Annotated in this window: 23 protein-coding genes and 2 tRNA genes; 16 read left to right on the forward strand and 9 right to left on the reverse strand. The window is 59.7% G+C overall.

Annotated elements, in window-relative coordinates; all coding sequences use genetic code 11:
- Positions 1-1,173: SIR2 family protein (locus Q4577_RS17730; protein WP_303471275.1), on the forward strand; the 1,173-nt coding region annotated here is incomplete at its 5' end.
- Positions 1,174-1,465: 292 nt separating this feature from the next.
- Here the strand turns inward: Q4577_RS17730 and Q4577_RS17735 are convergent.
- A tRNA-Ser gene (locus Q4577_RS17735) sits at positions 1,466-1,555 on the reverse strand.
- A 253-nt stretch (positions 1,556-1,808) separates the two neighbouring features.
- On the opposite strand from Q4577_RS17735, the gene Q4577_RS17740 reads away from it, so the two are divergent.
- From Q4577_RS17740 to Q4577_RS17770, 7 genes are all read left to right on the forward strand, one after another.
- Positions 1,809-2,651 carry an SPOR domain-containing protein gene (locus Q4577_RS17740; protein ID WP_303471277.1) on the forward strand — a complete coding sequence of 281 codons (843 nt, stop codon included), beginning with the start codon at positions 1,809-1,811 and terminating at the stop codon, positions 2,649-2,651.
- A 44-nt stretch (positions 2,652-2,695) separates the two neighbouring features.
- Complete coding sequence (locus Q4577_RS17745) at positions 2,696-3,883, forward strand: D-alanyl-D-alanine carboxypeptidase family protein (RefSeq protein WP_244690337.1); 1,188 nt, start codon at positions 2,696-2,698, stop codon at positions 3,881-3,883.
- Between the two features lie 15 nt (positions 3,884-3,898).
- Complete coding sequence (gene tmk / locus Q4577_RS17750; RefSeq protein WP_303471281.1) at positions 3,899-4,507, forward strand: dTMP kinase; 609 nt, start codon at positions 3,899-3,901, stop codon at positions 4,505-4,507.
- On the forward strand, positions 4,504-5,637 hold the full coding sequence (locus Q4577_RS17755; RefSeq protein ID WP_303471282.1) for a DNA polymerase III subunit delta': 1,134 nt from the start codon (positions 4,504-4,506) through the stop codon (positions 5,635-5,637). The genes tmk and Q4577_RS17755 overlap by 4 nt, the downstream gene beginning before the upstream one ends.
- Positions 5,638-5,645: 8 nt before the next feature.
- Positions 5,646-6,446: a TatD family hydrolase gene (locus Q4577_RS17760; RefSeq protein WP_303471284.1), complete on the forward strand. Its 801-nt coding sequence runs from the start codon at positions 5,646-5,648 to the stop codon at positions 6,444-6,446.
- Positions 6,443-7,243, forward strand: a complete 801-nt coding sequence (locus tag Q4577_RS17765) for an MBL fold metallo-hydrolase (RefSeq protein WP_303471285.1) — start codon at positions 6,443-6,445, stop codon at positions 7,241-7,243. Before Q4577_RS17760 ends, Q4577_RS17765 begins: the two co-directional genes overlap by 4 nt.
- Before the next feature lie 79 nt (positions 7,244-7,322).
- The gene (locus Q4577_RS17770) at positions 7,323-8,252 is read left to right on the forward strand and encodes an AEC family transporter (protein ID WP_244690346.1); all 930 of its coding nucleotides are present in this window, start codon (positions 7,323-7,325) and stop codon (positions 8,250-8,252) included.
- Positions 8,253-8,324: 72 nt separating this feature from the next.
- Here the strand turns inward: Q4577_RS17770 and Q4577_RS17775 are convergent, their stop codons facing one another.
- Both Q4577_RS17775 and Q4577_RS17780 read right to left on the reverse strand, forming a co-directional pair.
- Positions 8,325-9,146: a Rossmann-like and DUF2520 domain-containing protein gene (locus Q4577_RS17775; protein ID WP_303471286.1), complete on the reverse strand. Its 822-nt coding sequence runs from the start codon at positions 9,144-9,146 to the stop codon at positions 8,325-8,327.
- Between the two features lie 55 nt (positions 9,147-9,201).
- A tRNA-Leu gene (locus Q4577_RS17780) sits at positions 9,202-9,285 on the reverse strand.
- Between the two features lie 157 nt (positions 9,286-9,442).
- On the opposite strand from Q4577_RS17780, the gene Q4577_RS17785 reads away from it, so the two are divergent.
- Positions 9,443-9,970, forward strand: a complete 528-nt coding sequence (locus Q4577_RS17785; RefSeq protein ID WP_303471287.1) for a Hint domain-containing protein — start codon at positions 9,443-9,445, stop codon at positions 9,968-9,970.
- Positions 9,971-10,125: 155 nt separating this feature from the next.
- Here Q4577_RS17785 and Q4577_RS17790 read toward each other — a convergent pair whose 3' ends face one another.
- The gene (locus Q4577_RS17790) at positions 10,126-11,721 is read right to left on the reverse strand and encodes an NAD(P)H-hydrate dehydratase (RefSeq protein ID WP_303471288.1); all 1,596 of its coding nucleotides are present in this window, start codon (positions 11,719-11,721) and stop codon (positions 10,126-10,128) included.
- 170 nt (positions 11,722-11,891) lie between these two features.
- Between Q4577_RS17790 and Q4577_RS17795 the strand changes: the two genes are divergently transcribed.
- The 4 genes from Q4577_RS17795 to Q4577_RS17810 all read left to right on the forward strand — a co-directional run bounded on the left by Q4577_RS17795 (position 11,892) and on the right by Q4577_RS17810 (position 15,166).
- A complete protein-coding gene (locus Q4577_RS17795; RefSeq protein ID WP_244690354.1) occupies positions 11,892-12,230 on the forward strand; it encodes a P-II family nitrogen regulator in 339 nt (112 codons plus the stop codon).
- 117 nt (positions 12,231-12,347) lie between these two features.
- Complete coding sequence (gene glnA / locus Q4577_RS17800; RefSeq protein WP_303471289.1) at positions 12,348-13,754, forward strand: type I glutamate--ammonia ligase; 1,407 nt, start codon at positions 12,348-12,350, stop codon at positions 13,752-13,754.
- Positions 13,755-13,957: 203 nt separating this feature from the next.
- Entirely contained in the window at positions 13,958-14,284 is a 327-nt protein-coding gene (locus Q4577_RS17805) for a hypothetical protein (RefSeq protein ID WP_303471290.1), read from the forward strand.
- 78 nt (positions 14,285-14,362) lie between these two features.
- A complete protein-coding gene (locus Q4577_RS17810) occupies positions 14,363-15,166 on the forward strand; it encodes a lytic transglycosylase domain-containing protein (protein WP_244690394.1) in 804 nt (267 codons plus the stop codon).
- 70 nt (positions 15,167-15,236) lie between these two features.
- Here Q4577_RS17810 and Q4577_RS17815 read toward each other — a convergent pair whose 3' ends face one another.
- Genes Q4577_RS17815 through Q4577_RS17830 form a run of 4 tightly spaced genes read right to left on the reverse strand, consistent with a single transcriptional unit; the run spans position 15,237 to position 19,530 of the window.
- On the reverse strand, positions 15,237-16,445 hold the full coding sequence (locus Q4577_RS17815) for a beta-ketoacyl synthase (protein WP_244690396.1): 1,209 nt from the start codon (positions 16,443-16,445) through the stop codon (positions 15,237-15,239).
- A 41-nt stretch (positions 16,446-16,486) separates the two neighbouring features.
- The gene (locus tag Q4577_RS17820; protein ID WP_244690398.1) at positions 16,487-16,747 is read right to left on the reverse strand and encodes an acyl carrier protein; all 261 of its coding nucleotides are present in this window, start codon (positions 16,745-16,747) and stop codon (positions 16,487-16,489) included.
- A 31-nt stretch (positions 16,748-16,778) separates the two neighbouring features.
- Positions 16,779-17,870 carry a UDP-3-O-(3-hydroxymyristoyl)glucosamine N-acyltransferase gene (gene lpxD / locus Q4577_RS17825; RefSeq protein ID WP_244690400.1) on the reverse strand — a complete coding sequence of 364 codons (1,092 nt, stop codon included), beginning with the start codon at positions 17,868-17,870 and terminating at the stop codon, positions 16,779-16,781.
- A 31-nt stretch (positions 17,871-17,901) separates the two neighbouring features.
- A complete protein-coding gene (locus tag Q4577_RS17830; RefSeq protein ID WP_303471291.1) occupies positions 17,902-19,530 on the reverse strand; it encodes a murein L,D-transpeptidase in 1,629 nt (542 codons plus the stop codon).
- 343 nt (positions 19,531-19,873) lie between these two features.
- On the opposite strand from Q4577_RS17830, the gene Q4577_RS17835 reads away from it, so the two are divergent.
- Both Q4577_RS17835 and Q4577_RS17840 read left to right on the forward strand, forming a co-directional pair.
- Positions 19,874-20,443, forward strand: a complete 570-nt coding sequence (locus Q4577_RS17835) for a DUF882 domain-containing protein (protein ID WP_303471292.1) — start codon at positions 19,874-19,876, stop codon at positions 20,441-20,443.
- 234 nt (positions 20,444-20,677) lie between these two features.
- Positions 20,678-21,886 (forward strand): lytic murein transglycosylase, encoded by a 1,209-nt coding sequence (locus Q4577_RS17840; protein WP_303471392.1) that lies wholly within the window; start codon positions 20,678-20,680, stop codon positions 21,884-21,886.
- 164 nt (positions 21,887-22,050) lie between these two features.
- Here the strand turns inward: Q4577_RS17840 and Q4577_RS17845 are convergent, their stop codons facing one another.
- Complete coding sequence (locus tag Q4577_RS17845; RefSeq protein WP_303471293.1) at positions 22,051-22,638, reverse strand: TetR/AcrR family transcriptional regulator; 588 nt, start codon at positions 22,636-22,638, stop codon at positions 22,051-22,053.
- A 78-nt stretch (positions 22,639-22,716) separates the two neighbouring features.
- Between Q4577_RS17845 and Q4577_RS17850 the strand changes: the two genes are divergently transcribed.
- Complete coding sequence (locus Q4577_RS17850) at positions 22,717-23,895, forward strand: efflux RND transporter periplasmic adaptor subunit (RefSeq protein WP_303471294.1); 1,179 nt, start codon at positions 22,717-22,719, stop codon at positions 23,893-23,895.
- Positions 23,896-23,897 lie beyond the last annotated feature (2 nt).

The following is a 23,897-nucleotide window of genomic DNA, read 5'->3' on the forward strand; positions in this document are numbered from 1 at the left end:
CTTTCGCATCTGTCTGCTCCTTCAGAGTTGGCGCAGACTCTACATTACGGTGAGGGATTTCGCGGGGGGCAGGTCAACAACCACGGCCACTTCGAAAAGTTCGCGGACTTCAACGAATGGCTGAACGGCGATGACGGCGAGAAGATCCGAGACAACTTTGGCCTCGCCAAACTCACGGATCCAAGCAAAGCGTTCTTTGCCGGAGACCGGGAGGGCTACGATCAGGCCTTTCGGGAATACAAGAAAGAACGGAGGCACGAAGTCCTGTGCGAGCAATTCTTCGCGGACAGCTTTCCTGCCGAGGGCGAGGACAATCACTGGTTCGAGCTCAACCAAAGCCGCTTTGAACAACTCGTGGACCGGTTAGCGACCAAGGATACGCTTCCGTTCGTCGGCGCAGGGCTTTCAGTGTCCGGCGGCTTCTCTTCTTGGGAAGGGCACTTGTGGCACCAAGCGAAAACAGCGGGTCTGGCGCGCGAGGACGTGCAAGCCTTGCTTGACGAGGGCCAATACGAAAACGTCATAGAGCAAATCGTGGCTCTGCGGGGGCGAGATGTCTTCGTTCAAGACATTCGAGACGAGTTTGGCCGCAACCGCACCATACCGGATGTCGTCTTTCGGCTGGCGGAACTCTTCTCGGATACGGTCGTTACGACGAACTATGACCGTTTGATCGAACAGGCTTTCGAAACCGGCAATCCGGAACCTGTACAGATCATCACGGGGGAGAACGCAACGGACTTCCCAGATGCGGAAAAGACGACGGTGGTCAAGCTGCACGGTGATATTCGCCGCCCCGGCCACTGCGTCCTGAGCAAGGATCAATACGACGCTGCCTATGGCGCGGATGACATTGATCTTTCCCTGCCCATTCCGAAGCTGCTCGATTACTACTTTCGGAACAATAGCCTTCTGTTCCTTGGGTGCAGCTTGCACAACGACCGGACAATCCAGGTCTTCAAAGCAATCAAGGCAAAACATCACGGCGACGATCTCCCACAGCATTTCGTCGTCGAACCCTGTCCAGAAAGCCTGGAGGAATTGAGGAGCCGAAACGCGTTCCTGGCGAGCCTGGGCCTGACGGGGATTTGGTTTGGAACCAAACGCTATGAGTGCGTCGAGGGCATCCTGCGGCTCGCCAGAAACGAACTGGCCTACCGCGACACCCAGTAGCTGTGATCTTTTTGGGTCAACGTGATCTGACGGTTCGATTTCGGTCTCTTCAGTGAACGCCACCGACATCGAAGTGCTTGGCCGCACTTTAGGTAAACTGTTTTTTATCAGATACTTACAACCTGAACACCAAAACGGCGCAGTCATGAGGTCTAGAGAATCTCGGCCCAGAGAGAACGCTTTGGGCCATCCTCGGACCGAGGCCAGTGCTCAGCCCCTCCCACAAACCCCTTTGAAAACACAAGAAAATCCGGCCGCGGCCGGATCGGGAGAACAGTTTTTCAAGGGCAAGTGGCGGAGGAGGTGGGATTCGAACCCACGGTAGACTTTCACCTACGTCGGTTTTCAAGACCGGTGCATTCGACCACTCTGCCACTCCTCCGCGTTTTGCCTCGTTAAACGGCGCTGACTGATTCTGCAAAGCCGTCTTGAAGGATTTCCGCCGATCGCCGCTGGCGGGCCTTTTCTTGCAGCCATCCTCGCGGTAGACTGACGGCGAAGACGATGTGCAGGCAACAGTCAAAGACCGGAAAACCGGCAGGCGCCCTGAATTCGGGGCAACAAAGGCGAAGGGCAAGTCGATGAAATCTCAGCAAGGTACCTTTTGTGGTCCGAGGCGCGCAGTACGCGGTGCAATGGCCCGAAGGATTCTCGCAGCCAGCAGCGCATTGGTCCTGTTGGCCGCCTGTGAAAACGGCGCGGAAATGCCGGGGTTCCTGCAAAAGCGCGACACCGGCGACGCACAGGCGGCAACGCCATCCAACCGGTCGGTGACATTGGTGGAACGCGACGTCGAGGCACCGAATGTGTTTCAGATCACCGAAGCCGGCCTATGGGACGGCCGCCCCTCGCTTGGCGGGGTTTGGGTGGCGCACCCGGATGTCAACGACCCCGAGCGGGTGATCATCCGCAACCCGTCGAACGGAAAATTCGTGATTGGCGCATTGTTCCGCAAGGAACGCTCCAACCCCGGTCCACGGCTTCAGGTGTCATCGGATGCGGCATCGGCGCTCAGCCTTGTGGCGGGACAACCGACCAATCTGAATGTCACCGCCCTGCGCCGCGAAGAAACGCCGCAAGATCCCGGAAATGCCCAGCCCGGCGGGTTGGACGCGCCGGATGATGTGATCGCGACCGACCTTGATCCGATCGAGGATCTGGCCACCGCAGCCATTGATGACACCCCCACCGCCGCCCCGCCGGCGGCCCCGCCGACACCGACGCCCGCGCCGGTGACCTCGTCGCTCAGCAAACCCTATATTCAGCTTGGTATCTTCTCGATTGAAAAGAACGCCAACAACACCGCCGCCGCCATGCGCTCCAAAGGGTTGATCCCAACGGTCAAAAAACAATCGAGCCAGGGCAAAACCTTCTGGCGGGTGATTGTCGGCCCGGCGCAAAGCACGCAGGAGCGGTCGGAAATCCTGTCCATCATCAAATCGGCTGGCTTCGCTGATGCCTATGCCGTGTCCAGTTAACCGCCCCGGATCCTTGGGGCCAAAACCGCAGAACCGGAAATGACATGATCCGCAGCACCCTTGCCGCCACAGTCCTTGCCGCTGCCGTCGCATGCGGCGCCGCCCTGCCCGCAGCGGCCTTTGATACCCCGGCCCGCTCCGCCTTTGTGGTGGACATCGGCACCGGCACCGTTTTGCTGGCCAAAGATGCCGATACCCCGTTGCCGCCGGCCTCGATGTCCAAACTGATGACGCTCTACATGGCGTTTGAGGCGATCCGAGATGGCCGTTTGCAGATCAACGAAAAACTGCCGGTGTCGCAGCATGCGATGTCTTATGGCGGGTCGACGATGTTTCTGGACACAACTGACCGCGTCCGCGTCGAGGATCTGTTGCGCGGCATTATCGTCCTGTCGGGCAATGACGCCTGTGCGGTGATTGCCGAAGCGCTCAGCCCGGATGGCACCGAAGCGGGATTTGCCCGCTATATGACACGCCGCGCCCAGCAATTGGGCATGACCAACTCGACCTTTGCCAATTCCAACGGCTGGCCTGCTGCCGGGCACCGCATGTCGACCCGCGATCTGGCGCTGATTGCCCGCCGCATCATTGTGGATTTCCCGGAATTCTATCCGATGTTCGCCGAAACCAGCTATGCCTTTGACGGGCGTGCGCCGCAGAACGTCAACAACCGCAATCCATTGCTGAAGCTCGGCATTGGGGCGGATGGGTTGAAAACCGGCCATACGCAAGAAGCCGGGTATGGGCTTGTCGGATCGGCCAAGCAGGGCAACCGCCGGGTGGTCTTTGTGCTTTCCGGTCTGGACAGTGAACGTGCCCGCGCCGAAGAGGCGGAACAGGTGGTCAATTGGGCTTTCCGTCATTTCACCCAATCCCGCGTCGCCCAGCAAGGTCAGGTCGTGGCCGAAGCCGACGTCTGGATGGGGGCGGAAATGCAGGTCGGGCTGACCCCGGCGGAGGACATCGAAATGCTGGTGCCTGTGCTGGATGGCGGCAAGGTCCGCGCCGAAGTGGTGTTCCAATCGCCAATCGCCGCCCCGATCGCCAAGGGGGACAAGATCGGCGATATGATCATCACGCTGGAGGGTCTGCCAGAGACCACAGTGCCATTGGTGGCGGATCGCGACATTGCCTCTGGCGGGTTCATGTCGCGGGTGACCACGGCGGCAAAACTGCTGGTCGAACAATGGGGCAGCTCCACCGCCGAGCCCAGCCCCGAAACCGCTTCCTGATCGCGACGGGCGGCGATGTTCCTTTCTTTTGAAGGTATTGACGGGTCAGGGAAATCCACCCAAGCCCGGCGGCTTGCCGAACACCTGCGCGCGCGGGGGCATGAGGTTGTGCTGACCCGTGAACCCGGCGGTTCCCCCGGGGCCGAGGAAATCCGCGCATTGGTGCTTCAGGGGGACCCGGATCGCTGGTCTGCCGAGACCGAGATCCTGCTGTTCACTGCCGCGCGCCGCGACCATTTGGAACGCACCATTCTGCCCGCGTTGGAGGCCGGCAAAATTGTGATCTGCGACCGCTTTGCCGACAGCACGCGCATGTATCAGGGTCTGTCGCGCGGTGATTTGCGGCCTGTTGTCGACCAGTTGCACAGCCTGATGATCGGGCGTGATCCCGATCTGACGCTGCTGATTGATATGGACCCGGCGCTTGGCCTGGCCCGCGCCAAGGGCCGCAACGGCATTGAAGAACGATTTGAAGATTTCGGCGCCGAATTGCAGGAAAAAATGCGCGCCGGTTTTCTGGCACTTGCCGCAGAGTTTCCGGCCCGGTTCCGGGTGATCGACGGCGGGCGCGATATGGATTTGGTGGCGGCTGACCTGGCCAATCTGATAGATGCCCACCTATGAGCGATGATGTCCCCCAGCCAGACCAGATCGACGGCGCGCCACATCCGCGCGACACCCCGCGCCTGATTGCACAGGAGGCCGCCGAACAGGCGTTCCTGACAGCGGTGGGTTCTGGCCGTTTGCATCACGGCTGGATGATCGCCGGGCCGCGCGGTGTCGGCAAAGCAACGTTGGCCTGGCGGATTGCCCGGCATTTGCTTGCCAATCCACCGGGCGCAGACGACGGCGGCATGTTTGGTGCCCCGCCCCCGCCGGATACGCTGGATGTCGCCGCGGATCATCCGGTTGCCCGCCGGATTGCCGCCGGCTCAGAGCCGGGATTGTTCCGCCTGGTGCGTCCCTGGGACGACAAGGCCAAGCGCCTGCGCGCCGAAATCACCATTGCCGAAGTGCGCAAATTGAAATCCCGGTTTGCGCTGTCCGCGGCGGATGGGGGCTGGCGGGTGGTGATCGTCGATGCAGCCGACGACATGAACCCCAATGCCGCCAACGCGCTCTTGAAACTGCTGGAGGAACCGCCGGCCCGCTCCACCCTGTTGCTGGTCACCCATCAACCCTCTGCCTTGCTGCCAACCATCCGGTCGCGCTGTCGTATGCTGAACCTGCGTCCGCTGGCACCACCGGACATGTCGGCGGCCATGCAACAGGCGGGCGTCGACGTCACCCCGGAAGAGGCCGATGCGCTGGCCGCCCTGTCCGCCGGATCGGTGGGCGATGCCATCCGCCTGTCGCTGAACGAGGGGCCGGCGCTTTATGGTGCGATCATTTCCCTGCTCGACAGCCTGCCCAGGCTGGACCGCGCCCGCGCGCTGAAACTGGCCGAAGCGGCCACCGCACGCGGCGCCGAAGACCGGGTCAACACCATCTTTTCGCTGCTGGATCTGGCTTTGATCCGCCTGGCGCGCAGCGGCGCCACGGGCCAGATGCCCCTGCCCGCCGCCGCCCCGCGCGAGGCCGAGGTCTTTGCCCGTCTGGCGCCCGATGCCCGCCGCGCCCGCGCCTGGGCCGAGATCGGCCAGGAGATTGCCGCCAGAACCCGTCATGGCCGGGCGGTCAATCTTGACCCTGCCGCGCTCATCCTAGATACGATGATTAAACTCCAGAAAACCGCGACCGACATGGCCGCCTGAGGCCGGATATGAGCACACCAAAAATCACCGACAGCCACACCCATCTCGACTTTCCTGATTTCGAGGGGGAGCGCGCCGACCTGGTGGCCCGCGCGGTCGAGGCAGGCGTGCACCGCATGGTGACAATCTGCACCCGCCTGCGCAACGAACCGGGCGTGCGCGCGCTGGCCGAAGAATTTGCACCGGTGTTCTACGCCGCAGGCACCCACCCGATGAGCGCCGCAGAAGAGCCGCTGGCCACCGTCGACGCGCTTGTGGCGCTGGCGCAGCATCCGAAATTTGTCGGCATTGGCGAAACCGGGCTGGATTACCATTATACCGCCGAAAGCGCCGAGGTGCAGAAAACCTCTCTGCGCATTCACATCGAAGCGGCGCAGATCACCGGCCTGCCGCTGATCATTCACGCCCGCGCCGCCGATGACGACATGGCCGAGATCCTGGAAACCGAGCATCGCAATGCGCCTTTTTCCTGTGTCATGCATTGCTTTTCTTCCAGCGCGGAACTGGCCAAACGCAGTCTGGATCTTGGGTTTTACCTGTCGATGTCGGGCATCACCGCCTTTCCCAAATCCCAGGAGCTGCGCGATATTTTTGCCGCCGCCCCCATCGACCGCATTTTGGTCGAAACCGATGCGCCGTATCTTGCGCCGCCACCCCGGCGCGGCAAACGCAACGAACCAGCCTATGCCGCGTTTACCGCCCGGAAGGCGGCAGAGACTTTTGGCATGGAATTCGCCGATTTCGCCGCCCGAACCGAAGCCAATTTCGAACGCCTGTTTGCCAAGGCCGCTGCCTGGGACGCGACATGAGCGATCAATACCGTTTCACCATCCTTGGCTGTGGATCTTCCGGCGGCGTGCCCCGGCTTGGCGGTCATTGGGGCGAATGTGATCCCGAAAACCCGAAAAACCGCCGCAGCCGCTGTTCGATGTTGGTCGAACGCATCGGCCCGCAAGGCACCACAACCGTGTTGATTGATACCTCTCCTGATTTGCGCAATCAGCTTTTGGAGGCAGGCATCGGGCGGTTGGATGGCGTGGTCTATACCCATGCCCATGCCGACCATGTGCATGGCATCGACGATCTGCGGATGATCGTGTTCAACATGAAGGCCCGCCTGCCGGTCTGGGCGGATGGTGCGACACAGGATTCACTGTTGAACCGGTTCGGCTATGCCTTTGTGCAACCTGCCGGATCCCCCTACCCGCCCATTCTGGACCTGAACACAATCGCGGGCGATGTGACCATTGATGGCCCCGGTGGCGCGATCACCTTTTCGCCGTTTGAGGTCAACCACGGGGCAATTGATGCATTGGGGTTCCGCATTGCCGGGCTGGCCTATCTGCCCGATGTCGCCCAAATCCCCGATGATGTCTGGCCAAAGCTGCAGGGCTTGGATGTCTGGGTGGTTGATGCGCTGCGCCGCGCGCCACATCCCACCCATTCGCATCTGTCGCAAACGCTTGACTGGATTGCGCGGGTCGCGCCGAAACGCGCGGTGCTGACCAATATGCATATTGATCTTGATTACGATGTGGTGGCCGCCGAAACCCCGGACCATATCACACCTGCTTATGACGGCATGGAATTGGTCCTGCCATTATGAAGGGTCTGCGGGCATGACACGACATTATTGCGTCCCTCCCGTGCCCCCCTGCCGCAACTGACCCGAAAGGCGGTCCGCCATGCAAGCGCTTCTTGACGTCATTCTTCCGGTCTTTCTGGTCATTGGGGCCGGGTATCTTGCGGCCTGGCGCGGCTTCCTGAGCGAAGGTGCCATCGACGGGTTGATGGAATTCACCCAGAAAATCGCGATCCCGATGTTGCTGTTCAAGGCGATTTCGACGCTAGATCTGGGACAGAACATCGACCTTGCCTTGTTGGTCAGTTTCTACACCGGCTCGCTGACCGGGTTCCTGTCCGGGCTGCTGGCGGGACGGTATTTGTTCAAACGTGACTGGGAAGATTCGGTTGCAATCGGGTTTTGTTGCCTGTTTGCCAATTCGGTCATGCTGGGGCTTGCCATCACCGAAAGCGCCTATGGCACCGCAGCTTTGGCGCCAAACTACGCCATTGTCGCGATGCATTCGCCGTTTTGCTATGGCATCGGCATCACCGCGATGGAGATTGCCCGGTCCCGTGGCACGCCAGCGCGCCATATGCCGGCCAAGATCCTGCGGGCGATGTTCCGCAATGCCTTGGTGATTGGCATTCTCTTGGGCCTGGCGGTCAATTTGTCCGGTATTGTCCTGCCCGAGGTCGCTCAATCGGGGCTTGATCTGGTGGTGCGGTCCGCAATCCCCTGTGCGCTGTTTGCCATGGGCGGGGTCATGTTTCGCTATCGCCCGGATGGCGATTTTCGCATCATCGCCTTTGTCTGTTTGATTTCGCTGATCCTGCATCCGTCAATCACCTATGGTCTCAGTCGATTCAACGAGCTGACCGCCGGGGCAACCCGTTCGGCGGTGCTGACGGCGACGATGGCGCCGGGCATCAATGCCTATGTGTTTGCAAACATGTATGGCGTGGCGAAGCGGGTTGCGGCCTCTTCGGTGTTGATCGCAACGGCGCTGTCGATTTTGACGATTTGGGTCTGGCTGTCCATTTTGCCGTGATTTGCGGCTGATGACATGCGGCTAGCTGGCATTTGACCGGCGTCGAAACCGCCGCGTCATCACCCCGCCTGCTCAACTGTGGCCGCTGTCTTTCAACCGCGCGGCCATCTCGCTCAGCGCGTCATAGAGGTGTCCGACCTCTGGCCGCCAGTCCGTAACAGCCGCGCTTTGCGCCCGGACAACATCGTTGTCGCCCCGTGCCGCCGGACCGGTCAAAGCGGCCTGTGGACCAACCGCCAGCACATTGTCGACCGTCCCGCGCAAAAGTGCGGCATGCAGATCGTCAACCACCGCGTCCGGCACATCCGCCGCAGCCCAGGCTTCTCGCGCAAGCGCCTGTAAAACGGTGGTGAAATTGTTCGATATGACCGCAGCCGCGTGGTAGATTTCCTTGGCCTCGGATCGGATGGAAAAACAGGTTGCCCCCATCGCCGTGAACAGGATTTCGATCTCGGACGCGGCGGCGCCCTCGATGCCGCAATAACAGCCGTCGAACTGCCGGGCGGCACTGGCCGGATCGGCAAAAGACAACACAGGATGGGCGCTGGCCCCGCACCAACCGCCGTCGATCAATGGCGCCAGAATGTCCGCGCGATGAAATCCGCTGCAATGGGCAACAATCGCCGGAGGCCGGTCAATCTGCGCCAATTGTCCGGCGACATGCGCGATCTGGTCATCGGGCACCGTCAACAACCACAGATCCGCAGGTCGCATTTGATCCAGACTCTGCGCCACCCGGCCCACGCCCGCAAAGGCCTGCGCCGCGCGGGCGCGCTCAGGGCTGCGGCCAAAGATATCCAGCACCGCAACATCCACATCACCCGCCAGCCGCCGCAGCAGCGTCGTTCCGACCTTGCCCGGCCCAATCAGATTGACAGTCCTGATACGCTGCATCCCGTCACCCTTTGTTGAAACGGATTGAAAGCAAAGCAGGATCAAGAGAAAATTTTGGTGCGGGTGAAGGGACTCGAACCCCCACGCCAAAGGCGCCAGAACCTAAATCTGGTGCGTCTACCAATTCCGCCACACCCGCACGTTTCACGGCATCGCCCCGTGTTCGCAGGTCTCTAGCAAAGCTTTGCAAAGGATGCGAGAGGATTCGCAGCCCAAAGACACCAGAAAAGCCACGGTATTAACCCGATATTGGGATATCCGAGGCAAAAAGACGGCAGGAAATTACAGGTACGGCCATGAAACCGAAAACACTCGGGCGCGCAGCGGGATCTTCTCCGCTGTCCGGATCAATGCCGGGCGACGCGCAGCCATGTCATACTGCACTGGCCCGGTTGAACGGTCTGCTTGCCGGGACCTGTCTGCTGACAATGGATGGCGAAATTCCGGTGGAATTTCTGTCCCCCGGTGACCGGATCATCACCCGCGATGTCGGGGTGGCGGTGCTGCGCGACATTCAAACAACTGAAGTCAAATGTGAATCGGTGACCGTTGCCGCCGGATCATTGGGCCATACCCGCCCGGATCTGGACATGGTGATGCCCGCCCGCCAGCGGGTTCTGGTGCGTGATTGGCGCGCTCAGACCCTGTTCGGGACGAAATCTGCCCTGGTGTCGGCATCTCGTCTGGTCGACAATCAATTTGTCACACTCAACCACGCAAGGGTTTTGCGTTTGATACAATTGCGCTTTAACACGGCGCATATCCTCTACGCCAATGGGGTAGAGGTCGAAAGCTGCGCCCCGGTATCCGCCATCACCCGGTGACATCCGGCACCGCAGCCGCGCTGGTCAAGGGCGATGGCCTCATGGCCCACTGCCGATGCCAACCCTGTCAAACCACATGCCTATCTAACCAAATACCCTAGCAATCCAAATGCCCGATCAAAGCAAAATTGAGGTCGGAAATCGCCCCAAAACGATCAAAGGGCCGCGTTCTGCAACACAAGTGGCAATTGGTCTGGCAGATCCTCGGCGATCAATCCCGGCCCAAATGCGCGGGCGCATTCCACATGCAGCCAAGCGGCGGTTTCAGCCGCCTGTAATGGCGCCACCCCCCGGGCCAGCAGGCCGCAGATAAACCCGGCCAACACGTCGCCCGATCCCGCCGTTGCCAGCCATGGCGCTGCGCGATCGTAAGCGGCCGTATGGATCAAACACGCGCCGCTGGGGTCGGCAATCACCGTATCCGGCCCCTTGAACAGCACAACACAGCCCGCACGCGCCGCGGCCTCGCGCACCGCATCGACCTTGGAATATGCCGGACCGCGCATCGGCGCCTGGCTGAGCCTCTCTGCGATGTCCGGGAAAAGGCGGGCAAATTCGCCGCCATGGGGTGTCAGAACGCAACCCGCATGCAACATGTCGAACACCCTGCCCGGCGCATCCGCAAAAGCCGACAGGGCATCCGCATCCAGCACAACGCCGGGTCTATGCGGCGCTTGCAACGCCACCGGCACCAGATCGCGGGATCGTTCAAGCCCGAGCCCCGGCCCAAGGCACAGCGCAGAGATCCGCGAATCCCCCAGCGCATCAGCCAGGGCTGCGGCGTCGTCCACGCGTCGCATCATCAGCGCCGTGATCTGGCTGGCGACCTCGATCTGCGCCGCCCCCGGCACACCCAATGTCACCAATCCAGCCCCGATCCGAAGCGCCCCCCGCGCCGCCAACCGCGCCGCGCCGGTCCTGCCGAAACCACCGCTAAGGACCAACGCATGGCCATGTGCGAATTTATGCCCCCTCCGCTTGCAGAGATCCGCCCCCACCGGCGCTTTCACAAGGCGCGCGACCTCACCTGATCCAAGCGGCGAAGCCCCAAGACCGATGTCCTTGACCACAATCTTTCCGCAAATTTCCGGCCCATCCGCCAGCACATGACCCGGCTTCATACTATGGAAGGTGACCGTAATCTGGCTTTCGACATGGGATGGCCCCGGCTGAGGGTCGCCACCTGCCCCGCGCAGCTGTCCTATGGCGCGCCCGCTGTCGCTACAGAGCCCGCTGGGCATATCCACGGAGGTGAGTCGGCAATTCGCGCGGGATAGTGACCGGGCCTGCGCGGTGTCATTGTTGAGATTCGAAAACAGCTCCGACAAATCCGCAATCGGGCGTTTCAACCCGGTCCCGAAAATGGCGTCAACAATCAGGTCCGGCGCGTCAGAGGTCACATCGCCCACACCGGCCAACGCAAGAACCGGCCCCACTTGTTGCCAGCGATCAAGATTTGTCTTCGCATCCGGCGGTAGCTTCAACGGGTCGCCATAGAGGAAAACCGCGACCGCCCAACCGCGCGCCTGCAACAGCCGCGCAATGACAAAACCGTCACCGCCATTGTTGCCCGGCCCACAGAGCACAACCGCCCTATGCGCGCCCTTCGCCAGTTCCGGCCATTGCCCGATCACCGCCGCAACCACGCCCGCGCCGGCCCGCTCCATCAACTCCAGCCCGGTGACCTTTTTGCTGGCAATGGCCGCCTGTTCCAGCGCCCGCATCTGTGCCGCAGTCAGCAATTCGGTCATATCCGCGCCCTCGATTCATTTTCGCTTGTATTTTGGGCAAAACGCCTATCTTTTAATCTCAAAGATTTTGCCCCTGCTCAAATCGACCACTTCTCAACCCTACACAATTGTAGCCCCGCAGTAGAAGTGGTCTGACCTGCAAAAGCACGGGGTTTGCGAGGAGGTTTCACATGAAAAAGATCGAAGCGATCATCAAGCCATTCAAACTTGATGAAGTCAAAGAGGCGCTTCAGGATGTTGGCGTCCAGGGCCTTAGCGTGGTCGAAGTCAAAGGTTTCGGGCGGCAAAAAGGCCATACCGAACTCTATCGCGGCGCAGAATATGTTGTCGACTTTCTGCCAAAGGTGAAGATCGAAGTCGTACTTGACGACGATCAGGTCGATCAGGCAATCGAAGCGATTGTCGAAGCGGCAAAAACCGACAAGATCGGCGATGGCAAGATCTTTGTCAGCACGATCGAACAGGCCATTCGCATCCGGACCGGCGAAACCGGTTCCGACGCACTGTAATCACACGACACGCGCCCCGGACATGGTCCGGGGTCTCTTGACGTTGTCGGGCGGGGTCCGATCACAAACGGACCCAAACACCAAGAAAATGTTCTTATCAAACAAGGGAATGACGAAATGAGCGCAAAGGACCTGGTCAAACTGATCAAAGATGAGGAAGTGGCTTACGTCGATATCCGCTTCACCGACCCGCGCGGCAAACTGCAACACGTGACCGTCATCGAAAGCGAAGTTGACGAGGATTTCCTCGAAGACGGCTTCATGTTCGACGGCTCGTCGATTGCAGGTTGGAAATCCATCGAAGCATCGGACATGAAATTGATGCCCGACTGCGACAGCGCCTATATCGACCCCTTCTATGCTGAAAAAACCATCTGCGTGCATTGCTCGGTTGTCGAGCCGGACACTGGCGAACCTTATGCCCGTGACCCACGCGGCACAGCCGAAAAAGCCGAAGCTTATCTGAAAGCATCGGGCATCGGTGACACGTCTTTCTGGGGTCCGGAAGCGGAATTCTTCCTGTTTGACGATGTGCGTTTCTCGAACTCGATCAACAAGGTATCCTACGAAGTTGATGCAATCGACGCTTCGTGGAACACCGACACCGAATACGAAATGGGCAACACCGGCCACCGTCCGGGCGTCAAGGGCGGCTATTTCCCTGTGAACCCGATCGACGACGGCCAGGACATCCGTTCGGAAATGCTCTCGACCATGAAGCGCCTCGGCATGAAGGTCGACAAGCACCACCACGAAGTGGCCTCGTGCCAGCACGAGCTGGGCCTTGTGTTCGGCACGCTGACCACCCAGGCGGATGAACTGCAGAAGTACAAATATGTCGTGCACAACGTCGCACAGGCCTATGGCAAGACCGCGACCTTCATGCCCAAGCCGATCTATGGCGACAACGGCACCGGCATGCACTGCAACATGTCGATCTGGAAAGACGGCAAACCGCTGTTTGCTGGCGACAAATACGCCGATCTGTCCGACGAAGCGCTGTGGTTCATCGGTGGTATCCTGAAGCACGCCAAAACGCTGAACGCGTTCACCAACCCGTCGACCAACAGCTACAAGCGTCTGATCCCAGGCTTTGAAGCCCCGGTTCTGCGCGCCTATTCGGCCTCCAACCGGTCGGGTTGTGTTCGTATTCCTTGGACCGACTCGCCCAAAGCCAAGCGCGTCGAAGCACGTTTCCCCGATCCTTCGGCGAACCCCTACCTGTGCTTTGCGGCCCTGCTGATGGCTGGCCTTGACGGCATCACCAACAAGATCAACCCAGGCGAGGCGATGGACAAGAACCTCTATGACCTGCCGCCGGAAGAGCTTGAAGGTATCCCAACCGTCTGTGGCAGCCTGCGCGAAGCCATTGACTGCCTGGCCTCTGATCATGACTTCCTTCTGGCCGGTGACGTGTTCACCAAAGACCAGATCGACGGCTACATCGAGCTGAAGATGGAAGAAATCGAACTGTACGAACACACACCCCACCCGGTTGAGTTCGGCATGTACTACAGCTGCTAAACTGTTCCCGGTTTCAGCACTGACCATCAAAGATGGGCGTCCTTCGGGGCGCCCATTTTGCTTTTACCGAAGCCCACTTTTGTCCAACCCCACTTTTATCGAACCGCCACGCAAAAGCCGGATTGCCGCCTCAAAACCGAACCTGTGCGCCACGCAAACAGATGTACCGATTTCTTTTCATACGTTTTCCAAGGACAGGTTCCATGACCGGAAAATCCAGCTTTGAAGACAGATTGTCCCGCATCGCCGCGCGCACCGAAGCAGAGCTTCAGTCCAAACAGCGGCCCGGGGCCCGCGCCCCCCGCCCGACCAAAAGCATCCGCAACGGCAGAGCGCGTGCCATCCTGCTGCCGGCGGCATCGGTGGTCATCGGATTGGGGCTGATGGCGGTCCTGTTGACCAAGACCAACGACACGCTCACCGAAATGGGCTTTGACGACAGCGAACGCTGTCAGTTCGCGCGCGGCACAATGCTCAGCGACAAATACCGCGAGTCGATGGGCCTGAAGGTCGAACCGGGCTGTGAGTAAGATCATTTTTTCGGTGAATTCGTTAAAATGTCGAGATAGGGTGATCTGACAAGAGTTTGGATCAACAGGATATCCGCCATGCGCCGTTTCATCGTTTCGCTTTCTTTTGCCCTTTGTCTGTCCGCGCCCGCCGTTCACGCAGCCCAATGCGGTAACAATTCCTCTGGATTTGAACGCTGGAAAGGCGAATTCGCCCAAGAGGCCCAGCGCGCAGGCGTCGGCCAACGTGGGCTTCAGGCGCTGGCGTCGGCGCAATATTCCACCGGCACCATTCGCGCCGACCGCAACCAAAAGGGCGTGAAATACAAACTGGATGACTTCATTCGCATCCGGCTTGGCTCGCTCAACAGTTTTGCCAGCCAGGCCAAGAAGCACAAGGCACGCAATGCCGGCTTCTATGCGTCGCTGGAACAACGCTATGGCGTGCCGTCGGGGATTTTGCTGGCCATTCATGGCATGGAAACCGGATTTGGCCGCAATATGGGCAGCACGCCGGTGGTGTCGTCGATCACAACCGTCGCCTATGATTGCCGCCGCTCGGGTTTCTTCACCCCACATGCGCTGGCGGCGCTGCAAATGGTCGATCGTGGCATGCTGTCACCGACACAAAAAGGCGCCTTCCACGGCGAGCTGGGCCACACCCAGTTTCTGCCGGGCAATGCGTTGAAATATGGTGCGGATGGCAATGGCGATGGCCGGGTCAATTTCTATGACGTTGCCGATGCCATGGCATCCACCGCCAATTTTCTGCGCGCCAAGGGCTGGAAACCCGGTCGTGGCTATCAACAGGGCGAAGCAAATTTCCGCGTGCTGAACGAATGGAACGCCGCAACGGTCTATCAACAGGCCATTGCCCTGAGCGCGATCAAGATCGACAGCTGATCCCGCGACTTTCGCAATAAAAAAGGCCCGGCGCATCTGCGATCCGGGCCTTTTTCAATCCTTTGACCTATCAGAACTTGCGCAGCGCCAGAACCGAATTCAGGCCGCCAAAGGCAAAGGCATTGGACAGGGCCACATCAACCTTGGCTTCGCGTGCGACATTGGGCACCACATCCAGCGCGCATTCCGGATCTGGTTCCTCATATCCGATGGTGGGCGCGATGATCCCGTCGCGCAGCGCCATGATACAGGCCAGAAGCTCAACCGCGCCGGTGCCGCCAATCAGATGGCCATGCATCGACTTGGTCGAAGAGATCATCAGCTTGTCGGAATGGGCGCCAAACACATCGGCCACAGCCGCGCTTTCGGTTTTGTCATTGGCCGCGGTGCCGGTGCCATGGGCATTGATATAACCGACCTCTGTCGGTTCGATCTTGGCATCTTGCATCGCGCCGCGAATGGCGCGCGCCGCGCCACTTTTCGACGGCATCACGATGTCAGAGGCGTCAGACGACATGGCGAATCCCACCACCTCGGCCAGGATTTCGGCGCCGCGTTTCTTGGCGTGGTCATAGTCTTCGAACACATAGATCGCCGCGCCCTCGCCCTGAACCATGCCGTTGCGGTTGGCGCTGAATGGGCGGCAGGCGTCTTTTGACATGACGCGCAGACCTTCCCAGGCTTTGACGCCGCCGAAACACAGCATCGATTCAGATCCGCCCGTGATCATCACCGGCGCCATGCCGCCATGCACCATTTGAAACGCCTGGCTCATCGCATGATTGGACGAGGCACAGGCGGTCGACACGGTAAACGACGGCCCCTTCAGGTTGAATTCGATCGACACATGCGACGCCGCCGCATTGTTCATCAACTTTGGCACCACAAAGGGATGCACACGGTTTTTACCGTCCTCATAGACAGAGCGATAATTGGCATCCAGCGTGGTCATACCGCCGCCGGAATTGCCCAGCACCACGCCGGAACGTGCCGCCAATTCACCGGAAAATGTCAGCCCGGATTGCGCCAGCGCCTCGCGCGCGGCAATCAGGGTGAATTGGGTAAACCGATCATAAAGCGCCAATTGCTGGCGGTTGAACCGGCTTTCAGGATCGAACCCGCGCACCTGGCCGCCGATCCGGATCGACAGCCGGTCGACATCGGGAATGTCCAGCGGCCCAATCCCGCAGCGCCCTTCGCGCATTGCCTCTAACGTATCCGCAACATTGTGACCCAGCGCGTTGATCGTCCCCGCGCCGGTAATGACCACCCGTTTCATGGCAATTTGTCCCGTTTTCGCAAGCGACGCCCGATGGGGCCCTAGGCTTGCTTTTCTTTGATCAATGCCTCGATGCCCGTCACAATTGACTGCACCGAAGAAATATCGAAATCGCTTTCCGATGGTTCGTTGGCATTGAAGGGGATCGAAATATCAAACGCCTCTTCGATGGCGAAAATGCTTTCGACCAAACCCAGGCTGTCGATCCCCAGATCGTCCAGCGTGGCATCCATCTTGATGTCTTCTACGTCCAGCACAGCCTGTTCGGCGATGATGTCCACGACTTTACTTTTCACATCCATCGTCATGCCCTCTGATCCACCTACGGGTGATTTAGTCGCTCTGCCCCAACTTGGAAACTGCTTTTTTAAGCGCGGCAACATCGCGCATCAGACGTGGCAAGCGGCGCAGGGATTTGTAGCTTTCCATCTGGCTGTCCATCTTGGTGGCCGGATAGCCCAGCACAACCCGCCCGCTTGGGACATTGGACAGGATCTTTGACCCGCCGCCGGCAATTACCTGGTCGCCGATAAAGATATTGTCGCTGATCCCGACCTGACCGCCAAAGACACAATTGTTGCCGATGCGAACCGACCCCGCGATGCCAACCTGACCGCACAGCAGGCAATCCCGGCCCACCTGAACGTTATGGCCAACATGCACAAGATTATCGATTTTGGTGCCGTCGCCGATCACCGTATCGCGGATCGTGCCCCGGTCGATACAGGAATTCGCGCCCATTTCCACGTTGTCGCCAATGGTCACCCCGCCCAGAGAATGAATGCGCGCCCAGCCCTGGGCCGCGCCCTCGCCCTGATCGCCCAGCGTATCGCGCGCACGTTCGACGGCGCTCTCTTCTGCGGTGACAAAGGAAAACCCGTCGGACCCGACCCGCGCCCCCGGTTGGCAGATGAAATTCCGGCCGATTTGCACGCCATGGCACAGCACAACCTGTTCCCGCAGCAAGGCCCCCGCGCCCAGCACCACATCGGCGCCAATGAAACATTGCGGCCCGATCACCGATCCTGCGCTGATCTGCGCCCGTGGGCCAATCACCGTCCCCGGGCCAATCTGGACATCAGCGCCAATCAAGGCCGTTGGATCAACCACCGCAGAGGCATGCACGCCCTCGCCATAGTGCGGGCCCTGATCCATCATCGCCGACAGACCGGACATCACAAACCGTGGCCGTGGCGCAAGGATCGCAGCCTCCAGCCCCAGGGCCTGCCAATCAGCGCCGCCCCACAACATCGCGGCACGCGCCGCCCCTTTGGAAAGGGCCTCGGCATATTCCGGCTTCATCGCCAGCGCCAGATGATCCGGCCCGGCGTCGGCCGGTTCACTTACCGCTTTGATCACAATATCGACGGCACCCACAGCTTCACAGCCGAGCGCCGTCGCGATGTCCTGAACACTATGGTTCATCTTGCGCCTCGCATATCATTGCGGGCTGGGTTTATCCCTGAACCGAGGTCAGCGCCACCCCTGCGTTGCGCAGCGCCTGATAGACCTGTGCGTCGCGGCCATAGATGTCGGCAACGTAATGCACGCGGCCCTTGGCATCGGTAAACGCCGTGCGATAGATCAGATGCACCTGAATGGGCTGCTCAAGATTGACGCGCTGGTTCTTGCCCGATTGCAACCGGGTTTGAAAGAAACTGACCGGATCATCGGTCTGAACCGCCAGAAGCGCATAGGCAAATTCAAACGGTTCCGCCAACCGGATACAGCCATGCGAATAGGCCCGCACTTCATGGGCGAACAGGCTTTTGGCCGGGGTGTCGTGCAGATAGATATTGTTGGAATTGGGGAACATGAATTTCACCAAGCCCAAGGCGTTGCTGTTCGACGGCGGCTGGCGCAGGTAGAAGGGGAAGGTCCGCCCGGAATAGGCGGCGAAATTCACCGCCGACCGCGGCACAACCCGACCGCGGCTGTCGATCACCTGAAGGTGGCTGACAGCATTGCGATTGTTGCGCATCAACGGCAGGTATTCATTCGTCGTGATCGACCGGGGCACATTCCAATATGGGTTGATTTCCATATATTCCATGACATCGGAAAATTCCGGTGTTGCGCGATCAGAAACGTTTTTGCCGACCACCGCGCGGGTTTGGAAGGTCACCTTTTCGTCGTCAATGATGCGCGCGGTGAATTCCGGGATATTGACCAACACATGGCGTTTGCCGCGCGGCTTGTTCAGCCAGCGCTCGCGTTCCATCGCGACAAGTACGGATTTAAGCCGCTCTGTGGCGGTGACATTCAACGCCCGCATTGTGCCGGCACCGGCCACGCCATCGGGTTCAAGCCCATGCGCCATCTGGAAATCACGCACCGCTTTTTCCATGGCTTGATCATAGGTTCCGGTCGACGACCGTTCCAGATAGCCCATGGCAATCAGGCGGTTGCGCATGGCAACCACTGCATTCCCGGAGGCGCCGGGTTTCAGCGAACCGGCCGGAACCACAGGGCCCCAACCGCCATGTTTGATCCGACGTTCCAGATCGAATTTGGCGCGCACCAGCCGGGTGTATTCCGGCGAGGTCGGCACAAGGCTGCGGAAGAATGTATCCGGGTCGCCGGCGGCAAAATCCTGGAGATAGGTAATCTGGTCGCGCAGGGGCACGTCGCGTTTGATGCCGCTGCTGACCTTGCGCGGGTCCAGAATGCCGGTTTGCATGTGACGGGCAAACAGCACCAGCGTGCGGCTCAGCTCGACCTCAAGCGCACCAAGGGCGGCCTGCCCCCGCACCGAGGCCAGCTTGCGCCGCAGATCATCGGGGTCGTACATCTGGGAAGGAAGACCATAGAGGCTCGCGGTCGAGACCGCGCTGATCAATGCGGCGCGCCGGGCGCGATGCAAATCGGAATCGCCGGTCCAGATCGGCGAAAACTGGTTTTCACGGTAAAACGCCGCGATATCGCGATGCTCCGACGCGGTTTCGGCCACTGCCTGTTTGAAGGCCGTGACCTGTGCCTGGCCGACCTGGGGCATCATGGTTGCAACCGTAACAGCCAGGGCGATTCCACCCAACAGCCCCTTGAAATTGCCCGTGCCGCGATATTTGGCCAGTGCTTGCGTCATAACGTCCCTCCGGACCTGAAAAAATGCGTTACCCCATTAGGCACGCAGACCTATACCATTGTCTACTCACAATTTCTTAAGCTCTGCAATGCAGTGTATCCGCAATTGACAGGATTGTAACACCGGGACCGAATCACGAAACTTGTGCACCTTTTTGCCCAACTCACAAAAATTTGGGCAATTTTTCGCCCAACTTTCCAGATACCCGGTACTCACCCGAATCTCCGGTTGGAGAAAAATGCCGGATGTGGCATACAAATCACGCATCTGGGGATGAGATGGCAGGTTTCGCGTAACATCGCGAGCCAAATTGTAAGAGAGCGACGGACAGGCGCAATTCAACATGACGGATAATCGCGGCAGCGGCATGACGCGGCGTGGCCTTTTGGGGGCATTCGCAGCGACACTTGTAACAGCAGCACCAACTTATACCAACGCGGCGGGTTTCCTGCGCGGTGGCGGTGATATTCGACGGATCAAGATGTATTCGGCCCGGACGGGCGAGCGGCTCGATATGATATATTGGGTCGAAGGTGACTATATTAAAGATGCGGTCGAAGAAGTGCATAAATTCATGCGTGATTGGCGCACGAATGATGTGAAATATATTGATCTGCGCACCATCGACATTCTGGCGGCGTCGCACAATCTTTTGGATGTGTCGGAACCCTATATGTTGTTGTCTGGCTATCGCAGCCCGAAGACAAACGCCATGTTGCGGGCCCGGTCGAGTGGTGTGGCCAAAAACTCGCTCCACCTGAAGGGTCAGGCCGCAGACATCAGCCTCAAAGGGCGTTCGGTCGGGCAGATTGCCAAGGCTGGAACGGCCTGTCGCGCCGGTGGCGTTGGCCGGTACTCGGGCTCGAACTTCGTCCATATGGATTGCGGCGCGGTGCGCAGCTGGGGGCGGTAAGTCCCTGTTTGCCTCTCCCCCCCTGCTCTTTCAAACGCCGTCCCCTTTTGGGCGGCGTTTTGCTTTTCCGGCGGGGGTTATTTCGGCACGCTGCTGGCAAATTCTTTGACATCTCGTCGTGGTGTTACATCTATTCGTGATACCTAGGCCGCCCGATCCTGCGTTAGTCTGGGCATGTTCCGCTTTGCAAACAGGTGCCCCTTGCCACGTCGCATTTTCTCTTTCCTCGTTGTCATGATGTTTCTTGCCTGTCCTGCGGTCGCTCAGGACCGCAAGGCGGTTGAACGACAATTCCAGTCCTGGCTGGAACGCGACATCTGGCCCCGCGCCCATGCGGCAGGTGTGTCCAAAGCAACGTTCAACACGGCCTTTCGCGGCGTTGATCTCAACTGGGATCTGCCGGATTTGGTGCCACCGGGCAGCACAACCACAGCGCCACGGCGCCAGCGTCAGGCCGAATTTGGTGCGCCGGGAAAATACTTCAATCGCGGCTCGGTCGACGGGGCGACATCCGTCGGCAAACAGATGGCCAAACGCCATGCCACCACATTGGCGCGCGTTGAAAAGACCACCGGCGTGCCCGGCCGTATCATCCTGGCGATCTGGGGCCGGGAAAGCGGCTATGGCCGGGTGAACATCCCCCACAACGTGTTTCAGGTTCTGGGCACCAAAGGATTCATGAGCACACGTGCGCCCTATTTCACCGAAGAACTGCTGGCCGCGCTGCAAATTGCCGAGGCCGGTCACGCCCCCGGAAGCGCAATGAAAAGCAGCTGGGCCGGCGCGCTGGGGCAACCACAGTTCATGCCAAGCAATTTCCTGAAATATGCGGTGGACGGGAATGGCGATGGCCGGGCCGACATCTGGCGGTCCGAGGCCGATACCATCGCCTCCATTGGCAATTATCTTGCCCGTCACGGCTGGATTTCCGGGCGGGACTGGGGGTTTGAGGTCGATGTCCCCGCCTCTGTGTCCTGCACTTTGGAAGGCCCGGATCAATCGCGCAAGATCGCGGATTGGGCCGCGATGGGCGTCACCCGCACCTCTGGCCGCCCCTTTCCGCAACATGAATTGGGCGCTGCGGGTTCATTGATGATGCCCGCCGGTCGGCATGGGCCTGCCTTTATTGTCACGCCGAATTTCTATGTGCTGAAGGATTACAACACCTCTGACCTCTATGCCCTGTTTGTTGGCCATATCGGCGACCGCATTCAATACAACGTGGGCGATTTCCGAAACAGCTGGGCCCGGGTCGATACGATGTACCGTTCCGACATCGCGGTGGCGCAGCGCAAACTGGAGGCTCTTGGCCATGATGTCGGCGGTGCCGATGGTCTGCCGGGGTTCAAGACCCGCCGCTCAATCGGGCGCTGGCAGGAATCCCAAGGCGCAAAAGCCACCTGTTTTCCCGACAAAGGCAATATCGCGGCCCTGTCACGCTGACCACGGGGACCGCAATTCCAAGCCGGGGTTGGGGGAACGGCCCGCCTCTGACCTCTGTTGTCAGTGGGCATTGGCTGCACATTTCCTAAACTTTTATGCGCTTTTTGAAGGCTGACCCGAGCACCGTGAAATCGGGTTTTGCCCGGACAAAGGTCGCGCCGCCCCTAATCGGACGGCACCACCATCAGACCCGCTGCGTGAAGCGTTCCGGCCCAGACGATGTCCAGCGCGGCGGAAAGTGTGGCGGCATCGCCGGTCTCCCAAAGGAAAATCGCGCGCCCAATTGAATCGGTGCACATGCTGGCAAGCGCCGCTGCGGTCTGCACATCCGCCACGCGACCGGCCAGGCACTCCGTCAGCGTTTCGCGTTCCATCATCAAGAAACTGTCGAGAATGCCGCGCGCTTTTTCGTTTGAACGCAAGACAGTACCAACCATTCTGACAATGTTGTCGTCATCGGCCAGAATCTTGATGTGCTTGTCCAGAAACCGCTTGAGATCGTCGGGCAGCGCGCCGCGCCCCTCGCGCAAGGCGGTTTTGTCCTCCTCGCCAAAGGCCGGAGGCGCGCCAATCGCCGCGGATTCCTTGTTGACGTAATAATTGAAAAACGTCCGCGTGCTGATCCCCGCGGCCGCTGCGATCTCTTCTGTCGTGACGTTTTCAAGCCCCTGTTCGACCGCAAGTTCCAGCGTGGCGAGTTGAATGTCGCGGGCTGTTTGCTGCCTTCGTCTCTCTCGTAACGAAACTGTCATTTTCCGAAACCTTGCACAGTCTGCAATGTTTACGTAGCAAGCATCAAAATTGCCAGATAGTCAAGAATAGAGGACCCGATGAGAGCCAACCTGTGGAAAAAAATAGGCGCGATACTTGCGTTGACGGGGTCTGCCACGATTGCAAATGCGCAATTTGGTCCGCCCGCTGGCATGGACATGGGGCCGCGCGAAGTGGGCGTTGTCACGCTAAACTTGCAAGAAGTGCCGCGCATCGTGACCTCGCCCGGGCACGCTGTTGCCTTTCAACAAGTCGAGGTGCGCCCGCGCGTGGGCGGCGTCATCCAAGAGGTTCTTTATACGCCTGATCAACTCCTGAAAGTTGGCGATCCATTGTTCCGAATCGACGATTCATCTTACGTCGCGGCCGAGGCTTCGGCGCGGGCGAATGTGGCGATGGCAGAAGCAAACCTGTCGGTCGCGCAATCGACATATGACCGTGCCGAACAATTGGCCGGTCGCGGCTATACAGAGGCCGAGGTTGAGGCCGCACGCGCAAGTCTGGCCGAAGCCAATGCGACGCTGGATGCGGCCCAAGCGGCGTTGGATTATGCCGAAACCGAATTGTCATGGACCACATTGACCAGCCCGATTGCCGGACGTGCGGATATTTCGACGGTGTCTGTCGGGGATCTTGTGACTTCGGGTCAGGCCGATGCTTTGACCACCATCGTTCAGGCGAACCCGATCTATGTGGATATGGTGGAAACCAGCGCGCGCATTCTGTCGGTTCGCAAGGGCATTGCCGAAGGCGCATTGAAACAGAACGACGCGCTTGAGGCGACGCTCACCCTTGAAAACGAGGAAATTTTCCGTGGTCACGGTCAATTGGTCACCGCCGGAAATTCGGTTTCGACTACGACGGGCACGGTGACAATCCGGTTCAAATTCGACAATCCTGAACATCTGATCATTCCGGGCATGTTTGTGCGCGGCGATGTGGTGATCGGGTCAATGCAGGCCTTTCTGGTGCCGCAACTGGCCGCCACACGGGAAAATTCGGGCAAGCTGACCGCCTATATCGTGGGCCCGGACGGCACCGCGCAGCAGGTCACATTGCAGGACGACGGCAGCTATGACAACGCCTGGATCGTGCGCGACAGATTGAACAACGGTGATCAATTGATCGTCGACGGGTTGTCATCACTGCGCCCCGGTCAGGCGGTGAAACCCGTCGCGGCAATCATCGACGAAAACGGCGTTGCCCGCGATGCGGAAACCCCCGCCCTGGGGGATTGATC

It is taken from the genome of Marinovum sp. 2_MG-2023 (genome assembly GCF_030548265.1).
Lineage (GTDB): Bacteria > Pseudomonadota > Alphaproteobacteria > Rhodobacterales > Rhodobacteraceae > Marinovum.